Origin of the sequence: Microbacterium sp. STF-2 (assembly GCF_034650155.1) — a bacterium.
Lineage (GTDB): Bacteria > Actinomycetota > Actinomycetes > Actinomycetales > Microbacteriaceae > Microbacterium > Microbacterium maritypicum_A.
Genome location: NZ_JARKMW010000001.1, coordinates 1997035 through 2015309, shown reverse-complemented (window position 1 = coordinate 2015309; position 18275 = coordinate 1997035). Strand labels below are relative to the sequence as shown.

At 69.2% G+C, this 18275-nt stretch carries 22 protein-coding genes; 8 read left to right on the top strand and 14 right to left on the bottom strand.

Annotated features, from left to right (window positions below; translation table 11 throughout):
* The 6 genes from MicroSTF_RS09745 to MicroSTF_RS09720 all read right to left on the bottom strand — a co-directional run bounded on the left by MicroSTF_RS09745 (nt 1) and on the right by MicroSTF_RS09720 (nt 3771).
* Nucleotides 1-351, bottom strand: a complete 351-nt coding sequence (locus MicroSTF_RS09745; RefSeq protein ID WP_136024083.1) for a CHY zinc finger protein — start codon at nt 349-351, stop codon at nt 1-3.
* Nucleotides 348-1073, bottom strand: coding sequence for an aminoglycoside 3'-phosphotransferase (locus MicroSTF_RS09740; protein WP_322955235.1), 726 nt, complete (start codon nt 1071-1073; stop codon nt 348-350). The genes MicroSTF_RS09745 and MicroSTF_RS09740 overlap by 4 nt, the downstream gene beginning before the upstream one ends.
* 65 nt (nt 1074-1138) lie before the next feature.
* A complete protein-coding gene (locus tag MicroSTF_RS09735; protein WP_029258527.1) occupies nt 1139-2077 on the bottom strand; it encodes a cytochrome c oxidase assembly protein in 939 nt (312 codons plus the stop codon).
* Nucleotides 2074-2610 (bottom strand): signal peptidase II, encoded by a 537-nt coding sequence (locus MicroSTF_RS09730; protein WP_322955233.1) that lies wholly within the window; start codon nt 2608-2610, stop codon nt 2074-2076. Before MicroSTF_RS09730 ends, MicroSTF_RS09735 begins: the two co-directional genes overlap by 4 nt.
* Nucleotides 2600-3061 carry a hypothetical protein gene (locus tag MicroSTF_RS09725; RefSeq protein WP_322955231.1) on the bottom strand — a complete coding sequence of 154 codons (462 nt, stop codon included), beginning with the start codon at nt 3059-3061 and terminating at the stop codon, nt 2600-2602. The genes MicroSTF_RS09730 and MicroSTF_RS09725 overlap by 11 nt, the downstream gene beginning before the upstream one ends.
* 260 nt (nt 3062-3321) lie before the next feature.
* Nucleotides 3322-3771, bottom strand: coding sequence for a hypothetical protein (locus MicroSTF_RS09720; RefSeq protein WP_136024078.1), 450 nt, complete (start codon nt 3769-3771; stop codon nt 3322-3324).
* A 169-nt stretch (nt 3772-3940) separates the two neighbouring features.
* Between MicroSTF_RS09720 and MicroSTF_RS09715 the strand changes: the two genes are divergently transcribed.
* Both MicroSTF_RS09715 and MicroSTF_RS09710 read left to right on the top strand, forming a co-directional pair.
* Entirely contained in the window at nt 3941-4699 is a 759-nt protein-coding gene (locus tag MicroSTF_RS09715; RefSeq protein WP_021198289.1) for an SDR family NAD(P)-dependent oxidoreductase, read from the top strand.
* A gap of 46 nt (nt 4700-4745) precedes the next feature.
* Nucleotides 4746-5576 (top strand): SDR family oxidoreductase, encoded by an 831-nt coding sequence (locus tag MicroSTF_RS09710; RefSeq protein WP_021198290.1) that lies wholly within the window; start codon nt 4746-4748, stop codon nt 5574-5576.
* A 171-nt stretch (nt 5577-5747) separates the two neighbouring features.
* Here the strand turns inward: MicroSTF_RS09710 and MicroSTF_RS09705 are convergent, their stop codons facing one another.
* The 4 genes from MicroSTF_RS09705 to MicroSTF_RS19210 all read right to left on the bottom strand — a co-directional run bounded on the left by MicroSTF_RS09705 (nt 5748) and on the right by MicroSTF_RS19210 (nt 8522).
* Nucleotides 5748-6497, bottom strand: coding sequence for a sulfite exporter TauE/SafE family protein (locus MicroSTF_RS09705; RefSeq protein ID WP_029267832.1), 750 nt, complete (start codon nt 6495-6497; stop codon nt 5748-5750).
* Nucleotides 6494-7081 carry an ankyrin repeat domain-containing protein gene (locus MicroSTF_RS09700; protein WP_322955227.1) on the bottom strand — a complete coding sequence of 196 codons (588 nt, stop codon included), beginning with the start codon at nt 7079-7081 and terminating at the stop codon, nt 6494-6496. The genes MicroSTF_RS09705 and MicroSTF_RS09700 overlap by 4 nt, the downstream gene beginning before the upstream one ends.
* A 179-nt stretch (nt 7082-7260) precedes the next feature.
* Nucleotides 7261-7899: a bifunctional 4-hydroxy-2-oxoglutarate aldolase/2-dehydro-3-deoxy-phosphogluconate aldolase gene (locus MicroSTF_RS09695; RefSeq protein ID WP_029267830.1), complete on the bottom strand. Its 639-nt coding sequence runs from the start codon at nt 7897-7899 to the stop codon at nt 7261-7263.
* Nucleotides 7900-7961: 62 nt separating this feature from the next.
* Nucleotides 7962-8522, bottom strand: a complete 561-nt coding sequence (locus tag MicroSTF_RS19210; protein WP_416338470.1) for a ribosomal protein L7/L12 — start codon at nt 8520-8522, stop codon at nt 7962-7964.
* Nucleotides 8523-8593: 71 nt separating this feature from the next.
* On the opposite strand from MicroSTF_RS19210, the gene rlmN reads away from it, so the two are divergent.
* The gene (rlmN, locus tag MicroSTF_RS09685; protein WP_029267826.1) at nt 8594-9895 is read left to right on the top strand and encodes a 23S rRNA (adenine(2503)-C(2))-methyltransferase RlmN; all 1302 of its coding nucleotides are present in this window, start codon (nt 8594-8596) and stop codon (nt 9893-9895) included.
* Here rlmN and MicroSTF_RS09680 read toward each other — a convergent pair.
* Complete coding sequence (locus MicroSTF_RS09680) at nt 9844-10467, bottom strand: NAD(P)H-dependent oxidoreductase (RefSeq protein WP_322955225.1); 624 nt, start codon at nt 10465-10467, stop codon at nt 9844-9846. The genes rlmN and MicroSTF_RS09680 overlap by 52 nt on opposite strands.
* Before the next feature lie 65 nt (nt 10468-10532).
* On the opposite strand from MicroSTF_RS09680, the gene MicroSTF_RS09675 reads away from it, so the two are divergent.
* Nucleotides 10533-11105 (top strand): TetR/AcrR family transcriptional regulator, encoded by a 573-nt coding sequence (locus tag MicroSTF_RS09675; protein ID WP_322955223.1) that lies wholly within the window; start codon nt 10533-10535, stop codon nt 11103-11105.
* 86 nt (nt 11106-11191) lie between these two features.
* Complete coding sequence (locus tag MicroSTF_RS09670; RefSeq protein ID WP_322955221.1) at nt 11192-12832, top strand: DUF4407 domain-containing protein; 1641 nt, start codon at nt 11192-11194, stop codon at nt 12830-12832.
* A 40-nt stretch (nt 12833-12872) separates the two neighbouring features.
* On the opposite strand, the gene MicroSTF_RS09665 is transcribed toward MicroSTF_RS09670, so the two are convergent.
* A complete protein-coding gene (locus MicroSTF_RS09665; protein WP_322955219.1) occupies nt 12873-13181 on the bottom strand; it encodes a hypothetical protein in 309 nt (102 codons plus the stop codon).
* A 52-nt stretch (nt 13182-13233) separates the two neighbouring features.
* On the opposite strand from MicroSTF_RS09665, the gene MicroSTF_RS09660 reads away from it, so the two are divergent.
* Genes MicroSTF_RS09660 through MicroSTF_RS09650 form a run of 3 tightly spaced genes read left to right on the top strand, consistent with a single transcriptional unit; the run spans nt 13234 to nt 16293 of the window.
* Nucleotides 13234-14706, top strand: coding sequence for a PLP-dependent aminotransferase family protein (locus MicroSTF_RS09660; protein WP_322955218.1), 1473 nt, complete (start codon nt 13234-13236; stop codon nt 14704-14706).
* A 10-nt stretch (nt 14707-14716) separates the two neighbouring features.
* Nucleotides 14717-15226, top strand: a complete 510-nt coding sequence (locus tag MicroSTF_RS09655; RefSeq protein WP_322955216.1) for a hypothetical protein — start codon at nt 14717-14719, stop codon at nt 15224-15226.
* 53 nt (nt 15227-15279) lie between these two features.
* On the top strand, nt 15280-16293 hold the full coding sequence (locus MicroSTF_RS09650; protein WP_322955214.1) for an aldo/keto reductase family protein: 1014 nt from the start codon (nt 15280-15282) through the stop codon (nt 16291-16293).
* 102 nt (nt 16294-16395) lie between these two features.
* On the opposite strand, the gene MicroSTF_RS09645 is transcribed toward MicroSTF_RS09650, so the two are convergent.
* Complete coding sequence (locus MicroSTF_RS09645; protein WP_322955212.1) at nt 16396-17316, bottom strand: carbohydrate ABC transporter permease; 921 nt, start codon at nt 17314-17316, stop codon at nt 16396-16398.
* Nucleotides 17313-18275, bottom strand: coding sequence for a carbohydrate ABC transporter permease (locus MicroSTF_RS09640; RefSeq protein WP_021198304.1), 963 nt, complete (start codon nt 18273-18275; stop codon nt 17313-17315). The genes MicroSTF_RS09645 and MicroSTF_RS09640 overlap by 4 nt, the downstream gene beginning before the upstream one ends.

The following is an 18275-nucleotide window of genomic DNA, read 5'->3' as shown; positions in this document are numbered from 1 at the left end:
CTAGCTCCAACTCGGCTGGAAGTAGTGCTCCCGGTGCAGAGCACAGCGCTCGTTGAACGGGGCGGTGCAGCGAGGGCAGCCCGTCACCGCGAAGTACTCGGTGATCGTGAGCTCGTGTCCGCATGCGCCGCAGAGGATCGCCGCGGTGTCGTGCTGCTCGGGCGCCCACTGCTGCGCCGGGTGCCCCGCGGACTCCTCGTGACAGCGATGGCACGGGTAGTGATCGCCGCAGCAGGCGAAGCGGATCGCGATGATGTCTGTCGGGCCCCGGTAGTGCACGCACCGGGTCATGTCGTCGACGACCGGGCCGAACACCGGCGGTCGACCGGCGGGCGGGGGCGCCACGCTCATGTCTCGTTCCAGAGCCGCCGGTAGTACTCGAGGCGCTCGCGGTCGGGCTCGACCCCGTAGGCCTCGATGAGCGTGTCCTCCCAGCCGGATCCGAAGTTCCACATCGTGCTCATCGATGCCACGGCGATGTCGGCCCAGCGGTCGGCGACTCCGAGAGCTGCGAGATCGACGAACGCGGCGGGACGGCCGGCGGCATCGAGAAGCGTGTTCGGCATGCAGGCATCGCCGTGGCACACCACCAGTCGGTCGATCGGCGGCGTCTGGAGCAGCTCGTCGGGCACGATCGTTCCGCGGTCGGCGGCGTTGGCGATCCGCCACTGCGTGCTCCACTCCCAGGGGCATTCGGCCACGGGCAGGGCGTCGTGCAGCGCCCGCAGGCCCGCGCCGACCGCCCGTACCGCGGTCTCGGGCTGGTCGGCCCAGCGCGGGTCGACGGCACTGCTCGCGTCGAGCGCGACGGTGACGAGCCACTCGTGTGTCTCGTCCTGCCCCTGTTCGAGCACCTCGGGCACCGCGATCCAGGTGCGCGCCCACCGCATGCGCTCGGCTTCGTCGCGCATGTTCGCCTCATCGTCGAGGGGCCCCCATTTGATGTACCGGCCGTCGTCGGTGCGGAAGGTCAGCCCGCCGATCCCGTTGAGCCAGACCGGCACGAGCGCCACACCGCGGGCGAGCTCGCGCACCCGCGTCGGCACGTCGAGGGAGGCGGAGGGGATGCTCATCCGTCCATCCTGCCCGACGGCGACGGGTGACGGCGACGGCGACGGGTGACGGCGACGGGTGCGGTTCATCGGCTCTCGTCGCGCAGGCCTTCGAGGTAGGCGTTGTAGGCGTCGAGCTCAGTCGTGCCGTGCGCATCGGCGTAGCGGTCATCGGCGGCGGCACGGGCCGTGTCGTCACGGAACCACCGATGCATCACGTACACGAGCATCAGCAGCGTCGGCGCCTCGCCGTAGGACCAGGCCAGACCGCCCGCCAGACGCTGGTCCTCGAGCGGATCCATCCCGAGGGCGAGGGTCGGGGCGACGAAGTGGTCGACGAGCATCGTCGTCGCCATCATCAGGAAGACCCCGAAGAACGCGTGCAGGGCGGCCTCGGCGAAGACGTCGAGTGCCCGCCCGCCGTGCCCGAGACGCACGGGGAGGGGATCGGAGCTCAGCACCGGGATCGCGAACAGGATGCCCACGATGAGGAACCCGACCTCCAGGGCGATGTGACCGCCGGGAGCAGCGAGGACGCGATCGGCGAGACCGGCCAGATACAGACCGTAGAACGCGATCAGGTACACCGGCAGGGCGATCCACGGGCTCAGGATCCATCGGGCGACGCGGCTGCGGAGTCCGCCGTGCGCGGCACGCAGCGCGGCGGCACCCAGCCCGTGGTGGGGCGTGGCACGCAGGAGCAGGGTGCCCGGTGATCCGAGCACCAGCAGGGGCGGGATCGCGATCATCAGCGTGAGCTGCTGGAACATGAACACCGACATCAGCGCGTAGCCGTATGCCTCGACCCCGAGACCGGTGACGGCCGCGAGCGCGAGGCAGCCCAGGAGGAACACGACCGTGCGCCAGACGGGCCACCGGCGGTGCTGCCGCCAGAGGCGGATCGCGCCGACGAGGTACGCCATGGCCAGCACGGCGGCGACCAGGGGCAGGAGGGGGAACGGGCCCGGTGCGGGCAGCACGAGGTCGGCGAAGGTCGGCGGCGCGTCCGGCATCCAGTTGTTCATCCGTTCGCGCCCTCTCGTTCGTCGTCCGGCCGGTCGCCGATTGCCGCGTTCCGTGTCTGCGCACGGTGACGGACCCCGGCCCCGATGACGAGGACGAAGCCTCCGATCGCGAGCGCGACGTCGGCGAGGTTCCCGATGAACCAGTTCCCGTACGCGAGGAAGTCGGTGACATGGCCGATGCCGAACCCGGGGGGAGCGAGCAGACGGTCCAGCACGTTCCCGATGGCGCCCCCGAGGATGAAACCCAACCCCCAGGCCCGCCACGTCGTGCGTGCGCGGACCGCGGCGACGAACAGGGCGGCGACGGCGCCCACGCCGACCACGGTCAGCACCCAGGTCGCCCCGGAGCCCAGCGACAGCACCGCCCCGGGGTTGTAGGCGAGCTGCAGGCCGAGCGCATCACCCAGAACGGGTATCCGTTCCGTCTGGCTGAGCCCGGCGATCGCGGCCGCTTTGGTGCTCTGGTCGATCAGGACGACGAGGCCGGCGATCACGAAGGCGACGGCGTACTTCGGGACGCTCTCACGCTTCATCGGACGGTCCCGTCTCCGCTGCCCGATCGCGTCTCCGCCGCGCGCGCCCCGCCAAGACCACCCCGGTCGCTCCGAGGGCGAGGAGGAAGCCGATCCCGACGAGGAAGACGGTCCCCAGGAATCCGAGGTCGTCGCGCTGCACCCTCCGCTCGCCGTTCTGCTGCTCGTGCGTCGTGCTGCTGGTCGGTGTGGGTGTGGGTGTCGGTGTGGGGGTGGGTGTGGGTGTGGGGGTCTGAGTCGTCGCGGGCGTATCCGCCTCTGAGACGCCGACGATGCTGTGGGGCACGTGTGCGGCCGCCGACTCCCCGCCGACGAGCAGGATCAGGACGCTGAGCACCGCTCCCATGACGGTCGTGCCCACCGCGCGCCGCATCGTCCAGCCGATCGGGTTCGTCTGCGGACTCGGGCGTTGGGGAGCGCGCCGATCGGCGTCGTCCACGGGGCTTTTCATGGGTCTCCTTCGAGGGGTGAGAGCAGATTGTTCGAGAGGGCGGAGCCTCGGATGGTGCCGCGCACACAACGCACGGCTTCAGGAGTCGGGGTCGCGCGGAGTGGACACCTGGAGTCGACGCACGGAGTCGACGCGAGATGTCGACGCGAGACGTCGACGCGAGACGTCGACACAGGAGGTCGACAGGGACATCGAGGGGATGCCGCGGGGGAGGCCGGGTTGCGAGCGATCGATGCGGTCGCGCGGGTGCGGCCGGCGGATCAGGTTCGGGAGAGGCCGAGCTGGAGGAGGGAGAGCGTCGTCGCGCGTGGGCGCGGGGGAGATGCAGACGATCGACGCAGAGCCTCGGATCCGGCTCGGAGTCGCGTGACCAGTGCCCGCCGGTGCGCTGCGCGTGTTCGCAGGAGCATCACGGCGAGCCCGCACAGCACGCCCAGAGCGCAGAGCGCAGCTCCGACGAGAGCGCTCGTCCCGCTGTCGGGTGCGGCGGTGAGGACCTGCTCCTGGGCAGCTGCGGCCGCATGGTCGAACGCGTCGACGACTGCGGCGGTGAGGGAGGGGGCAGCGCCGTTCTCGTCCTGCGCCCCGTGGGTGGTCACGGCGAAGGCGAAGAGCAGCAGGAGCGCCAGGCTCGCCGTGGTAATGAGCCGCATTATCACCGGCGGGGCGACGGTGCCCGCGGATCGGAGGATCCCGGGCGAGCGGCGCATTCTCCGGATCCTACCCGCACCGGTTATCGGGTTCCTTCGCGCGCGAGGCGGTGTCGTAGGCTCGCTCTCGACGCCGTACCTCGGCTCGTGGTGAAACCAAGAACCACGTAGGCTGGGACTGCGTTCCATCAATGCATGTCGCACGACGACGTTCGAAGGAGAACATCAGATGCAGATCAGCGGACAGGGTGCACTCGTCACCGGCGGAGCCTCAGGTCTCGGACTCGCCACGGCGCGCCGGCTCGTCGCCGCGGGAGCGCACGTCACCATCATCGACCTCGCCTCGTCGAAGGGGGCCGAGATCGCGGACGAACTCGGTGGGCTATTCGTCGCGGCCGACGTCACGAACGCGGATGAGGTGCAGGCGGCCGTCGCAGCCGCGCAGTCCGCCGCTCCGCTGCGGGTGGTCGTGAACTGCGCCGGCATCGCGCCGCCCGCCAAGGTGCTCGACCGCGAAGGCAACCCGGCTGTGCTCGCCGACTTCGAGCGCGTGATCCGCATCAACCTCGTCGGCACGTTCAACGTCATCTCACAGGCATCCGCCGTGATCGCGAAGAACGAGCTGCACGACGAGGAGCGCGGCGTCATCGTGAACACCGCGAGCGTCGCCGCGTTCGACGGTCAGATCGGCCAACCCGCCTACTCCGCATCCAAGGGCGGTGTGCACGCCATGACTCTCCCGGTGGCGCGCGAGCTCGCCCGCTACGGCATCAGGGTGTGCACGATCGCTCCGGGCATCATGGAGACCCCGATGCTGATGGGTCTTCCGCAGGCGGCCCAGGACTCGCTCGGCCAGCAGGTGCCTTTCCCTTCGCGCCTCGGACGCCCCGACGAGTACGCCGCTCTCGTGCAGCAGATCGTCGAGAACGGCTACCTCAACGGCGAGACCATCCGCCTCGACGGTGCCATCCGCATGGCGCCGCGCTGACCCGCGGCACCCCTCAGAACCCGCGATCGAGAACCCAGGAGAACCCATGTCCCTTGCAGGCAAGACCATCTTGATGTCGGGCGGCAGCCGCGGCATCGGCCTCGCGATCGCGCTGCGGGCGGCTGCCGACGGTGCGAACATCGCGATGCTCGCGAAGACCGACACCCCGCATCCGAAGCTCGAAGGCACGATCCACACCGCGGCCGAGCAGATCCGCGCGGCCGGCGGCCAGGCTCTGCCGATCGTCGGTGACGTGCGCGACGACGACGACATCACCGAAGCGGTCATGAAGACGCAGGGCGAGTTCGGCGGCATCGACATCGTGATCAACAACGCCAGCGTCATCGACCTCTCGCGCTCGCTCGACCTGAACGCCAAGAAGTACGACCTGATGCAGGACGTCAACGTACGCGGCACGTTCATGCTCTCGCGCGCCGCCGTGCCGATCCTGAAGGATGCCGAGAACCCGCACATCCTCTCGCTGTCGCCGCCCCTCAACCCGACCCCGAAGTGGTTGGGCGCGCACACCGGATACACGCTCGCGAAGTTCGGCATGACCATGGCGACCCTCGGCCTCGCCGCCGAGTTCGCACGCGACGGGATCGCCGCCAACACCCTGTGGCCGCGCACCACGATCGCGACGGCGGCCGTGCAGAACCTTCTCGGTGGTGACAAGGTCATGGCTGCGAGCCGCACGCCCGACATCTATGCGGACGCCGCGTATGCCGTGTTGCTCAAGCCCGCGGCGTCGTACACCGGTCAGACGCTCATCGTCGAGGACGTGCTCGAAGCCGACGGTGTGACCGACTTCTCCGGGTATGCCGCGATCCCCGGCACTCCCGACAGTGCGCTCTTCCCCGACATCTTCCTCGACTGAGGTTCCCGCGGCCCCGGAGTCAGAGGCCGGAACGGGCGGCCGAAACAGAGACCGTCCGTCCGTAGCGCCGCGTGTCGGGGCGAGCCGCGCCGCGCGGAACCCCGCTCGTCTCCGTTCTCGCAGGGCCGAAGGGGGCACCCCCGGAGTCAGAGCGGGAGCAGATAGATGGGGTCAGATCAGCAGGTAGACCGCACCGACGATCGTGAGTGCGATCACGATGCGGTCGAACACACGCTGATTCATGCGACGGGCGACCCGCAACCCGAGGAGCGCGCCGACCACCACGAGCGGCGCGAGCACGGCATCCATCAGCAGTACCGCTGGCTCGAACAGCCCGAGGCCCGCGAGGAACGGCACCTTGATCACATTGATGATGGCGAAGAACCACGCGGAGGTACCGAGGAACACCTGCACCGGGGTGCGGGTGGCCAGGAAGTACATCGACATGACGGGCCCGCCGGCGTTCGCGACCATGGTCGTGAAGCCGCCGAGCGTGCCGTAGGCGCCTGCGAGCAGGATGCCGCTGGAGGGCGGTGACGCGGTATCCGCTCTGCTCTGCCGCCACCGGCGCCACAACGTCACGGCGATCATGAGCAGCAGGATCACTCCGATCGCACGGCGCACCACACCATCGCCGGCGAGCGCGAGGAACGCGAATCCGACCAGCAATCCCGCGATGACCGCGGGGGCGAGCCGCAGCAGCGTGGGCCAGTGCGCGTGCCGGCGGTAGGCGAACAGGGCGAACAGGTCGCCGACCATCAGGAGCAGCAGGGTCGCCGCGGTCGAGGTGCGGGCGGGCAGGACGGCCGCGAACAGCGCGATCGCCAGGATGCTCCCGCCCGGCAGTGCGGTCTTCGAGATGCCGATGACCGCCGCCGCCACCGCGAGCGCCGCCCAGGCCCACGGGTCGAGGGCGATCACCGTTCGAGCTCGGCGACGATCGCGTCGTAGCCCCTGGCCTTCGCGAGGTCGACCGGGAGCACGCCGTCGCCGTCCGTGATGCCACTGTCGGCCCCGCCGTCGAGGAGGGCACGAACCACGTCGACGTAGGTCGAGGATCCGTCGCCGAGCACGATCGCCTCGTGCAGCGCCGTCCAGTTCAGGTTGTTGATGTGGTCAGGGTCGACACCGGCCTCGAGCAGGATCTCGACGGTCGAGAGGTGTCCGCGTTCGGAGGCGGGGATCAGCGCCGTGCCGCCGAAGCGGTTGGTGCTCGCGAGGTCGGCGCCGTTGTCGAGCGTCAGTCGAAGGATGTCATCGTGGCCGCGGGCGCCCGCGTAGAGGTAGGCGGAGTCCTGGATGTCGTCTTTGGCATTCACGTCCGCCCCCGCCTCGATCAGGACCCGCGCCGCGTCGACGTGGTTCGCCTTGGTCGCCGCCACCAGGGCTGTCATCCCGCCGGATCCGCGCGCCTCGATGTCCGCGCCCTCGTCGATCGCCGTCTGCACGGCGATCGCGTCTCCGTATTCAGCGGCGGCGAGCAGATCGCGAGTGGCTTCGGTCATGGCAGCCTCCTGGGTCGACGGGGAAGGATGCGGCGCTGCTGTGCAGGCCGTCACGGTCAGCAGAGCAACTGTGACGGCGCCGACGGCCAACATCCTTCGCGCACGCATGCATCCGGTATACCAAATGATGCCGGACATCGGGTGATCTCCCCCGCGCGGTGATCAGTCCCGTGTGGCGGTCAGCTCCGCGCGGCGGTGAGTGCCGTGGCGAATCGCGCGGCGCGCTGCTCGATGTCGGCCCAGTCGCCGTTCGCGATCGAGGTTCCGTTCGCCAAATCTCCGCCCGCGCCGACCGCGACCGCGCCGGCGGCGAACCAGGCGGCCAGGTTGTCGGGGTTCACGCCGCCGGTGGGCATGAGCGGGGCGTCGGGGAACGGTCCCCGCAGGGCGCCGAGGTAGGACGGGCCGCCGAGCGACGCCGGGAAGATCTTCACGACGTCGACGCCGAGCTCGAGCGCGCCCATGACCTCGGTCGGCGTCATCGCGCCGGTCATCACGACGCGGCCCGTGTCGAGCATGCTGCGCGTGAGGTGCGGCAGTGTGCCGGGGCTGACCAGGAACTCGGCTCCGGCATCCGCTGCGTGCTCGGCCTGTGCAGCGGTGGTCACAGTGCCCGCGCCGACGTAGGCGGCGTCGCCGTGGCGGGCGATGAGTTCGCGGATGACCGCCGGAGCGTCGGGGGTGGAGAAGGTCACCTCGATGCCGGTGACACCGCCGCGGATGATCGCCTCCGAGGCCTCGATGGCCAGTTCAGGGGAGGGGGCGCGGAGGACGGCGAGGATGCCGGTCGTGCGGGCGCGGTCGAGACGGTCGGACATGGGGCTCCTTCATCGGGCGGGCACGTCCATTCTCCCGGGCGCAGCCTGTAATGACAAGTTGGTCAGGACGCGTGGGTGTGCGGCCAGGCCTCGATCAGGTCCTTCGATTCCTTGAGTCCGAGTCCCGTGTGCTCGCGGAGCGCCTTGATCGCGGCGATGGCGGAACCCCCAGCGACCATCCGGTCGATCTCGGAGGCCACCGAAGCCGGCAGCGACGCACGCACGGACGAAGGGGTCGCGACCATCGGGGTGATCGACGAGCGCGTGGCCGTGGCGTTCGACACGGCGGCGAGGTGCGGCGCCGTGGTGCTGACCGACCAGTGGTCGATGCGGTCCTTCGCTTCCTTGAGGCCGACGCCCGAGTGGTCGCGGTACAGCTTGATGGCGTGGATCTTCTGCCCGGCCCCGACGAGCCGGTCGATCTCGGCGATCACGCTCGGCGTCAAACCGGAGGCGGCCGTCGACGCCGACGAAGCGGGAGCCGTGCGCGCGGTCGTCGGCGACGGGGTGAACACCTGCGGCTCTGGCAGCTTGGGGCGCATGCCGCGGACCGCGACGGCGAGGATCGCCACGACGACGATCAGGCCGACGACGATCGCGATGATCCACAGCACGGCATCCATGGGCTCAGTCTAGAGAGGTCACCGCCCGCGCCCCAGGGCCTTCCCATCCGCCACCGCGTACCCTGGAGGGTATGACCGAGACTCCCCGCACGCGCGAGACGCGCCCCGCAGCATCCGCGTCCGCCCCGCAGGGACGCCCCGCCCAGGGCAAGGTGCGCGAGACCAGGAAGCCACAGGTGCGCCCTGCCACCGAGGGATGGACCCAGCAGAAGGACGCCGAGGGGCGTCCACTGCTGCAGTTCGCGAGCCCCAAGCGCGGCAAGCCGCCGGTGCACCTGGCCGACCTCACGCCGGCCGAGCGCGTCGAGAAGGTGAAAGAGCTCGGCCTGCCCGGCTTCCGCGCCAAGCAGCTGTCGACGCACTACTTCCGTCACTACACGTCGGACCCCGAGCAGATGACTGACCTCCCGGCCGACACCCGCGAGCAGCTCGTCGCCGGGATGCTCCCGCCGCTGCTCACCGAGGTCCGCCGCCTCGAGACCGACCGCGGCGACACGATCAAGTTCCTGTGGCGCCTGCACGACGGCGCCCTGGTCGAGTCGGTTCTCATGCGCTACCCCGGCCGCATCACGCTGTGCGTGTCGAGCCAGGCCGGCTGCGGCATGAACTGCCCGTTCTGCGCGACCGGCCAGGCGGGCCTGACCCGTAACATGTCGACCGCCGAGATCATCGAACAGATCGTGCGCGCCAACCGGCTCATCGCCGAGGGCGGTCTGGGCGGCAAGAAGTCCGACGACCACAGCATGGAGCGCGTCTCGAACATCGTCTTCATGGGGATGGGCGAGCCGCTCGCCAACTACAAGCGCGTGATGGATGCGGTGCGCTCGATGGTCGCTCCGCAGCCGGACGGGCTCGGGATGAGCGCCCGCGGCATCACGGTCTCGACGGTGGGCCTGGTGCCCGCGATCAAGAAGCTCGCCGACGAGAACATCCCGGTGACCTTCGCGCTGTCGCTGCACGCCCCCGACGACCACCTGCGTGACGAGCTCATCCCGGTGAATTCGCGCTGGAAGGTCGACGAGGCCCTCGACGCCGCCTACGACTACTACGCCAAGACCGGTCGCCGCGTCTCGATCGAGTACGCGCTGATCAAGGACATGAACGATCATGCCTGGCGTGCCGATCTGCTGGCGGAGAAGCTCAACCAGCGTGGACGCGGCTGGGTGCACGTGAACCCGATCCCGCTGAATCCCACGCCGGGCTCGATCTGGACGGCGTCCGAGAAAGACGTCACGAACGAGTTCGTGCGCAGGCTCAACGACGCCGGCATCCCGACGACTCTCCGCGACACCCGCGGCAAGGAGATCGACGGCGCCTGCGGTCAGCTCGTCGCCACGACCGAGGATGAGGCCGCCTCCGCCGCGATGGCCTGAGGCCGGCCGGCACGGCGGGTGTCGACGGCGCCGAGGTGCTCGGCGCGGTCGAGCCACCGGGAGATCGTGGTCTCGCTCGCATCCTTCACGCCGAGCATGCGATGGGTGCGCACCGAGCGGATCCCGCAGAAGCGCATCGTGCCTCGGGCGACGTGGGTCTGGGCGGGCAGCCCCGTAAAGGGTGTGAAGTACCAGGGCGTGTCCGCGAGCAGCAGCAGCCTGCCCCTTCGCGCGGGCAGCAGTCCCTCGACGAGCCCGAGCTTCGTGTAGCGGTACTCCTGCTGCGGCAGCAGGGCGCGGTCGAAGAAGCCCTTGAGCAGCGCGGGCACCGACCCCCACCACAGCGGCGTCGCGATGACGATCGTGTCGGCGTCCTGCAGCGCGCGCTTCGCCTCGACGAGGTCGGGCTCGAGCGTCATGCGCTCGCGGTAGCCGAAGCGCAGGTTCGGGTCGAAGTCGAGGTCGCGGAGGGTGAGCACACGGGCGTCGCCGTGCCCTGCGGCGTAGCGCTGGGCGAGAGCGGCGGTCAGGGAGCGGGCGTCGGGGTGGCCGTCGATCACGAGAGCGGGCATTTCCGGTTCCTATCTGGACAGTGTCAAGCTGGTGGACACTGTCAAGATAGGAGAGGATGTTGCTCATGTCAAGTTCCAAGGACGGGTACCACCACGGCGATCTCGCCCGTGCTCTGGAAGACGCCGCCATGCAGCTGCTGGAGCGGATGCCCGCGGCGGAGATCAGCCTGCGCGAGGTCGCCAGGGCCGCGAACGTCAGCCACAACGCCCCGTACCATCACTTCTCCGACCGCCTGGGACTGCTCAAGGCGATCGCCGAGCGCAGCATGGCCGATCTCCTGGGCCAGGTGAGCACCGCTGCTGACAAGGCCTCGACCCCGCGGGCCGCGCTCGCCGACGGGGGCTCGGCGTACATCCGCTTCGCCGTCGAGCACCCGCACGCGTTCGACGCCGTCTACGACCCGACGGTCTGCGTGCCCGGATCCCCGACTCCCACCATGGCGCCGTTGATCGACGGGCTCGAGGCGGTGCTCGCCGAGGGGGCGGCGGCAGTCGGCCTCGATCGACCGACGGATGTCGTCGCGCTGTGGGGACTGATCCACGGGCTCGGCACGCTCGCTGCGGCAGGCCACTTCACGCTCGAGGACGGACTGTCGGCCTACGCCGCGGCCCTCGATCGGCTGCTTCCCGCGGAGTGATCCGTCATGGTTGCGTCGTCCAACCTGTGAGTCGCTCAAAGCACTCTTCCACGCGATGCACAGGCGAGGTTTCGTAGATTGTTCGAATGCCCTATTCCGCCCATCGACCGGGTCGCTACGACTCGCAGGGTCGGATCATCCTCGACAGCGAACCCGACGCCGTCACGGATGACCTCGACTTCCTGCGTGAGTTCGAGCCCACCGGCACCGACCACGCCACCCGTGAGGTGCCCGAGTCCGTGCCCGCAGAGACGACCCCGATTGCCGACGCGATCGCCGCGGACGATTCCGCCGTCGAAGAACCCGCTCCGGTGAAGCCGCCGCGGGAGCCGCGCATCCGCCGTCCCCGCGCGAAGCGCGCACCGCGCACTCCCGGTTCGCGCGCGCGAACCCTCGCGATCCTCGGCGGTGCGGAGGGCGAGATCCTCGACCGTGTTCCCGGCGAGACCCCGCGCTTCGTGCAGATGTTCTTCGTGCTCGCCGGCACCGCGCTCGTCTCGGCGATCTCGATGCTCTTCGCCCTCACCACCGGGGTGCAGGCGGCCGTCTGGTTGGCCGTGCCCCTGGCGCTCGTCTGGGCGCTCATCATCTTCAACCTCGACCGATTCCTCACATCGACCATGAGCTCGACCAGGAACGTCTGGCGCCTCATCGGCCTTGCGATCCCGCGCGTGATCATGGCCGCGATCATCGGCTTCGTCGTGGCCGAGCCACTCGTGCTGCAGATCTTCCACAACGACATCGCCCGCGAGGTCGCCTCCACCAACATCACCCAGTCGCAGTCCGACCAGGAGGCGCTCGAGAACGGCCCGGAGAAGATCGCACTCGACGCGGCATCCGCCAAGGTCGCCGAACTCGAGAACCAGGCGGCGACCGGCATCGTCGCCGGCACCGACTCCTCGTCGGCGACCGAGTCCGCGGCTCAGGCCACGGTCGACGACGTGACCGCGAAGATGACCGCCCAGCAGGCCGTGATCGACCAGGCGCGCGTGCTGTACCAGTGCGAGCTCACGGGTGAGGGTGCCGGCACCGTCCCCGGCTGCACCGGCGTCAACGGCCAGGGCGCCAGTTCGGACGCCGCCAAGGCGCAGCTCGCCGAGGCTCAGCAGACCTACGACGCCCTCGCCGCCCAGCTGCGCACCGCCAACGAGGAGCTCGCCGCGGCCGGCACTGCGGCGAAGGAGAACACCTCGTCGTCCGAGGCGCAGAACCGCGAGCAGGCGAAGTCGCAGCTGCCGACAGCTCGCGACTCCTACGATCAGGCGCTCGCCGCGTACAACGCACGCGCCGATGCGGTCGCGCAGGGCAACGCCGGAGCGGTCGGCCTGCTCAGTCAGATCAGCGGATTGAACCGGCTGAGCGAGAAGGAGCCCTCGATCCTGTGGGCGCACATCCTCATAGCCGCGCTGTTCTTCATGATCGAGCTGCTGCCGGTGCTGGTGAAGGTGCTGACGAGCTACGGTGATCCGAGCCTCTACGAGAAAGCCGCCGCGATCCGCAAGCAGGTCGCCCTCGACAAGGTGACGGCCGAGGGCTTCCGAGACCGTGCGCAGATCGTGACGGATCAGTCCCAGGGGATACAGGCGGAGGCCGGCTCCGGTGAGCCGCAGACGCGTGCGGAACGCCGAGAGGCGGCCGAGGCGCAGGAGCGGGAACGGGCGGAGAAGCGCGCGCAGGCGCAGACGCTCGAGGAGCAGGAGCAGCTCGTTCGTCCGACGATCGGCTGAACCGGGCATCGCGGTGCGGCGAGGCTGCGCGAGGCTCCGGTCAGGCGGGTTCGGGAATCCGCTCCGGTATCCGTGGCGCCTGCTGCGGGGAGAGCTCGCTGATCCGGATGCTTCCCCGCACCGGTTCGTCGCGGACGGCGGCGGCGATCGAGCGGATCAACGCCACGGTCGACGGGGTGCGTGCCCAGCGCGCCCCGGTCAGCGACGCCTCGATGCGGGCGAGCGGATGCTGAAGCGTCACCTCGTGCTGGTGGACATCATCGCTGAGCCACTCCAGGAGCTGCGCGATGGTCCAATCGGGATTGATCGGTCCAGTCTCTGAAGGAAAGCTGGCGAGGTGCGTGTTCATTGGTCCAGAATCGGTTCTCATGAGCGTGAAGCACAGGGCCAATGGTGGGCCAATGGATCAGGTATCGGCCATTCCTGCGGTACGAGCGGCATCTCTCGTCCACGCAGGTGACGTGTCCTCGGAGGCGCTCTCGGCACGCCTCGGCCGCTGGACACAGGGAGACGGCACTCTCGCCGCCCGGCTCGCGCGAGGCATCGAGGGTCTGATCGCAAGTGGAGAGCTGCGCCCGGGGGACCGGCTGCCCGCGGAGCGCGCACTGGCAGCGGCAGGATCCGTCTCGCGCGGCACGGTCGTCGCTGCGTACGGCGACCTCGCGGACCGCGGTCTCGTCGACCGGCGGCAGGGGAGCGGCACCCGCATCGCCGGGACAGCCGCAACCGCCGTGCCTGCCTCACGACCAGGACGCGGAGAGGCCCTCTTCTCGGCGCTGCCGAACGCGATCGATCTCCTGCGCACCGTGCCGCAGATCTCCGACCTCGGGGTGCAGCTCATTCGCGATCACAAGCCGCGGCTCGACCTCGCCCTGCTGCCGGAGACCGACCCTGCGGGCCTGCCTGCGCTGCGCACCCTCATCGCCGACATGTACGCCGCCGAGGGAACACCGACCACACCGGAGCAGATCCTCGTCACGCACGGCGCGCAGCAGGCCATCAGTCTCGTCGTCAACGCGCTCGTGGGCCCAGGCGACATCGTGCTCGCCGAGGAGATCACCTGGCCGGGCGTCACTGATTCGGTCGGCCTGCGCGGCGGTGCGGTGCACGGCGTCCCGATGGGCGACGACGGTCTCGACGTCGACGCGCTGGAGCAGGCCCTCGCTCGTCTGCGTCCGGTACTCGTCGCCCTCAACCCGCATCACCAGAACCCGACCGGGTCGCGCCTGCCTGCAGCTGCTCGGCATCGGGTGGCCGCGCTCGCCGCGCAGTACGGCGTTCCGGTCATCGAGGATCGCGTGCTCGCCGGTATCTCCTTCGACGGGGTGGTGCCGCCCACGCTCGCCGCCGAACGCGCCGACGCGCCCGTCATCGTGGTCGAGTCGGTGTCGAAGTGGGTGTGGGCGGGCCTGCGGATCGGCTGGTTGCGGGCGGACCCCGTGCTCGTACGACGGCTGCGTGGCGCGCGTCAGCTCGCCGACCAGTCCACCAGCGTGCCGGGTCAGATGCTCGCTCTCGACCTGATCGCGCGCGCCGACGACCTGCGCCGCGCGAACAGCCGCATCCACCAGGAGCGGCTCCGGCTGCTGCAGCGACTGATGGCAGAGCACCTGCCCGACTGGACGGTCGAGCCGCCCCGTGGCGGGCTGTCGCTATGGGTGCGGGTGCCCGTGGGGTCAGCAGCAGCGCTCGCCCGAACGGCGGCCGCACACGGTGTCTCGATCGCCGGAAGTGCGGCGTTCGCCGTTTCCGCGTCGCCGGACGATCACATCCGCATCCCCTTCACCGCCCCCGACGACGTGCTCGCCGAGGGCATCCGCCGCCTCGGAGCGGCCTGGCGCGAGTATCGGGAGACTCTCGGGATGTCCGCTTAGGCTGACCCGCATGACTCGGGTGCGGCGTCGGACCATGCGGATGCAGACGCTGTGGATCTCGATCGCCGGTGTGCTCGCCGTCACGATCTATGCGGCGCTCGCCGCGGTGCAGATCTTGGTGTGGACGCCTCTCGCGGCCGCTCCCGGGTTCACTCTCGACCAGATCCGAGCTGAGCTGAGCGGAGCGGGTGAGTCGATCGACGCGCCGACGACCATCATGATTCTCGGGGTGGGAGTCGTGCTCGCCCTCGCCCTCGGTGTGATCGCGATGACGTCGAGGGCCACTCCGATGATCGCGGCTGCCGGCTTCCTGAGTCTGCTCATGCTCGGAGCCCCGGGCTTCTTCTTCGCCTCATTCGCCCCGGGCATGGCGCTGGCCGATACCTTCATGATCTCGGCGGGCGTCTCCCTCCCCGGAGTGCGAGCGTTCTACATCATCAGCGCCTTCGCGGCAGCCCTGTTGATGCTCGGCGGGGTGGTCGCCGTGCTCCGGGCACGCGCCGCTCCTGCGTCGGCCTGAGCTCTTCCCTCGCGTCCGGCCCCGCTGACGGTGTCAGCCAGTAGCGTTGATCCATGGTCAACTATCGCTATCTCGGCAACAGCGGTCTCAAGGTCTCGGAGATCACCTACGGCAACTGGGTCACCCACGCCTCGCAGGTCGGCGACGACGCCGCCGTCAAGACCGTCCACGCCGCCCTCGACGCCGGAATCACCACCTTCGACACCGCCGACACGTACGCCAACACGGCGGCGGAGGTCGTGCTCGGCAAGGCCCTGGAGGGGCAGCGCCGCGAAGGCCTGGAGATCTTCACGAAGGTCTACTTCCCGACCGGTCCGAAGGGGCCGAACGACACCGGCCTGAGCCGCAAGCACATCTTCGAATCGATCAACGGTTCGCTCGCGCGCCTCGGCACCGACTACGTCGATCTGTACCAGGCACACCGCTTCGACTACGAGACCCCGCTGGAGGAGACGTTCCAGGCCTTCGCCGACGTCGTCCGCCAGGGCAAGGCGCTCTACATCGGCGTCTCGGAGTGGACTGCGGAGCAGCTGCGCGAAGGGCACGCCCTCGCGAAGCAGCTCGGCATCCAGCTCATCTCGAACCAGCCCCAGTACTCGATGCTGTGGCGTGTGATCGAGGGCAAGGTCGTCCCGGCGTCCGAAGAGCTCGGCATCTCGCAGATCGTCTGGTCGCCGATGGCGCAGGGCGTGCTCAGTGGCAAGTACCTGCCGGGTCAGCCGGTGCCGGAGGGCTCGCGCGCCACCGACCCGCACAGCGGCGCCGACTTCATCAAGAGCTTCCTGCAGGACGACATCCTCACCGCCGTCCAGCGCCTGAAGCCGATCGCCGAACAGGCCGGCCTGTCGATGCCGCAGCTCGCGATCGCGTGGGTGCTGCAGAACCCGAACGTGGCCGCGGCGCTGGTCGGGGCCTCTCGTCCGGAGCAGCTCGCCGAGACCGTCAAGGCCTCGGGCGTCAAGCTCGACGCCGACACGATGGCGGCGATCGACGCGGCCCTCGGCGACACGGTCAACCGCGACGCCGAGAACACCTACTCGGTGTCGCCGAAGTCGCGCCTGGTCTGAGTGCCCTGATCTGACGCCGAGACCCATCGGTAACGTCGAGACCCACCCCCGCTGACGTACGCGCGGGTGGGTCTCGACGTTGGGCGTGGGTCTCGGCGACGGTCATTCCTTGACGGCACCCGCGGTCAGGCCCTGCACGATCCAGCGACTCGCGAGGGCGAACATCGCCATGGTCGGCAGGATCGTCAGGACCGCGGCGGCACTCATGGAGCCCCAGTCGATGTTGAACGTCGAGATGAAGCCGTTCAGCGCCGACGGCACGGTGCGGTTCGCGTCGGTGTTCATGAGCACGACCGACAGGAACAGCTCGTTCCAGCAATTGACGAAGTTGAAGATGAACGCCGCGATGATGCCGGGGGTCATCACCGGGACGAGCACCCGGAACAGAGCGCCGAGGCGTGAGCATCCGTCGATCATCGCCGCCTCTTCGAGCGCGTCCGGCACGTTCTCGAAGAAGCCGCGGAGCATGACGGTCGAGAACGGGATGCAGATCGCGATGTAGACGAGGATCAGGCCGGGTTTGGTGTCGACCAGTCCCAGGTCGGTCATCATCGAATACAGCGGGCCGAGCGCGATGAACGCCGGAATCATCTGCGTGAGCAGGAACGCGATCAGGATCGTGCCCTTGCCGCGGAACTCGAACCGGGCCAGCACGTAGGCGCTCAACAGGGCGATGAGGGTGGCCACTGCACCGCCGACGACCGCGACCAGGGCGGAGTTGCCGAGGAAGACGCCGAACGAGCTCTTCTGGAAGAGGCTGATGTAGTTCTCGAGCGACGGCTCGCTCGGCCAGTACTCGATCGGGAACCGGTTGATCGTCCCCGGCGACTTGATCGACGTCAGCGCGATCCAGTACAGCGGGAACAGCGTGATCACGAGCCAGACGCCGAGGCCCACGACGCGGATGACACCGCCGACCGTGACACGCGGCTTCGGTCGCGGGGCGGATGCCGGATCGGGGACGGTGATGCGCCGGGTCTCGGTGATCGAGGAACCTGTCCGCGAGGCGTCTGTCATGGTCATCGCTGCACTCTCCGCATCGCCATCAGGTAGAACGCGCAGAACACGAACAGGACCGCCATCACGATGAGGCCGATCGCGCTCGCGAAGCCGTAGTTGCCCTGCTGGGTGTAGTTGATCATCCAGGTCGTGATGATGTGCGTCTGGTTGGCGGGTCCGCCGTTGGTCATCGCGTAGATGATGTCGGGGAAGTTGAAGATCCAGATCACCCGCAGCAGGATCGTCAGCAGCAGCGTCATCGAGATGTACGGGATGATGATCGAGAACAGCTGCCGGAACTTGCCCGCGCCGTCGAGGCTCGCCGCCTCCAGCATCTCGTCGGGCACCGACTGCAGCGCCGCGAGGATCATGATCGCGAAGAACGTCACGCCGTACCAGACGTTGGCGACGATCACCGCGAACATCGCGAGCTTCGGATCAGCCAACCAGGGGAGCGGGGCGTCGATCAGCCCCGCCTTCATGAGCAGGTCGTTGACCACGCCGAACTCCGCGTTGAACATCCAGCGGAACAGCATGCCGATTAGGAAGCCCGACACCGCCCACGGGAAGAACACGAGCGCCTGGTAGAGGCCGCGGAAGCGGAACCTCTTGCGCAGGGCCAGGGCGATCAGGAATCCGATCACGAGCTGCGGCACGAGCGAGCCGACGACCCAGAGCACAGAGTTCCACGCCACGGTCGGGAAGGCAGGATCCCGGAACACCGCGAGGAAGTTGTCGAAGCCGACAAACGGCGTCGAGGTGAGGTCCCACAGGTTCCAGTCGTGGAAGGCCATGCGCGCGCCCTGCAGCATCGGCCAGTAGGTGAACCAGCAGACGAAGACGATCGCCGGCGCGAGGAAGGCCAGCAGCGTCCACGCCTGACGGCCGCGGAACGGGCGTCGGCGGGATGCCGGGGAGGCCCCGGCGGCGGTCTGCTGCGAAGCAGTGCCGACGGAGCCTCCCTTCTGAGCGGTGCGGGCCAC

What these genes read in the sequence shown, in the direction of transcription:
- MicroSTF_RS09745 (WP_136024083.1), bottom strand. Translation starts at nt 351, where the DNA reads ATGAGCGTGGCGCCCCCGCCCGCCGGTCGACCGCCGGTGTTCGGCCCG.
- MicroSTF_RS09740 (WP_322955235.1), bottom strand. Translation starts at nt 1,073, where the DNA reads ATGAGCATCCCCTCCGCCTCCCTCGACGTGCCGACGCGGGTGCGCGAG.
- MicroSTF_RS09735 (WP_029258527.1), bottom strand. Translation starts at nt 2,077, where the DNA reads ATGAACAACTGGATGCCGGACGCGCCGCCGACCTTCGCCGACCTCGTG.
- MicroSTF_RS09730 (WP_322955233.1), bottom strand. Translation starts at nt 2,610, where the DNA reads ATGAAGCGTGAGAGCGTCCCGAAGTACGCCGTCGCCTTCGTGATCGCC.
- MicroSTF_RS09725 (WP_322955231.1), bottom strand. Translation starts at nt 3,061, where the DNA reads ATGAAAAGCCCCGTGGACGACGCCGATCGGCGCGCTCCCCAACGCCCG.
- MicroSTF_RS09720 (WP_136024078.1), bottom strand. Translation starts at nt 3,771, where the DNA reads ATGCGCCGCTCGCCCGGGATCCTCCGATCCGCGGGCACCGTCGCCCCG.
- MicroSTF_RS09715 (WP_021198289.1), top strand. Translation starts at nt 3,941, where the DNA reads ATGCAGATCAGCGGACAGGGTGCACTCGTCACCGGCGGAGCCTCAGGT.
- MicroSTF_RS09710 (WP_021198290.1), top strand. Translation starts at nt 4,746, where the DNA reads ATGTCCCTTGCAGGCAAGACCATCTTGATGTCGGGCGGCAGCCGCGGC.
- MicroSTF_RS09700 (WP_322955227.1), bottom strand. Translation starts at nt 7,081, where the DNA reads ATGACCGAAGCCACTCGCGATCTGCTCGCCGCCGCTGAATACGGAGAC.
- MicroSTF_RS09695 (WP_029267830.1), bottom strand. Translation starts at nt 7,899, where the DNA reads ATGTCCGACCGTCTCGACCGCGCCCGCACGACCGGCATCCTCGCCGTC.
- MicroSTF_RS19210 (WP_416338470.1), bottom strand. Translation starts at nt 8,522, where the DNA reads ATGGATGCCGTGCTGTGGATCATCGCGATCGTCGTCGGCCTGATCGTC.
- rlmN (WP_029267826.1), top strand. Translation starts at nt 8,594, where the DNA reads ATGACCGAGACTCCCCGCACGCGCGAGACGCGCCCCGCAGCATCCGCG.
- MicroSTF_RS09680 (WP_322955225.1), bottom strand. Translation starts at nt 10,467, where the DNA reads ATGCCCGCTCTCGTGATCGACGGCCACCCCGACGCCCGCTCCCTGACC.
- MicroSTF_RS09675 (WP_322955223.1), top strand. Translation starts at nt 10,533, where the DNA reads ATGTCAAGTTCCAAGGACGGGTACCACCACGGCGATCTCGCCCGTGCT.
- MicroSTF_RS09670 (WP_322955221.1), top strand. Translation starts at nt 11,192, where the DNA reads ATGCCCTATTCCGCCCATCGACCGGGTCGCTACGACTCGCAGGGTCGG.
- MicroSTF_RS09665 (WP_322955219.1), bottom strand. Translation starts at nt 13,181, where the DNA reads ATGAACACGCACCTCGCCAGCTTTCCTTCAGAGACTGGACCGATCAAT.
- MicroSTF_RS09660 (WP_322955218.1), top strand. Translation starts at nt 13,234, where the DNA reads ATGGATCAGGTATCGGCCATTCCTGCGGTACGAGCGGCATCTCTCGTC.
- MicroSTF_RS09655 (WP_322955216.1), top strand. Translation starts at nt 14,717, where the DNA reads ATGACTCGGGTGCGGCGTCGGACCATGCGGATGCAGACGCTGTGGATC.
- MicroSTF_RS09650 (WP_322955214.1), top strand. Translation starts at nt 15,280, where the DNA reads ATGGTCAACTATCGCTATCTCGGCAACAGCGGTCTCAAGGTCTCGGAG.
- MicroSTF_RS09645 (WP_322955212.1), bottom strand. Translation starts at nt 17,316, where the DNA reads ATGACCATGACAGACGCCTCGCGGACAGGTTCCTCGATCACCGAGACC.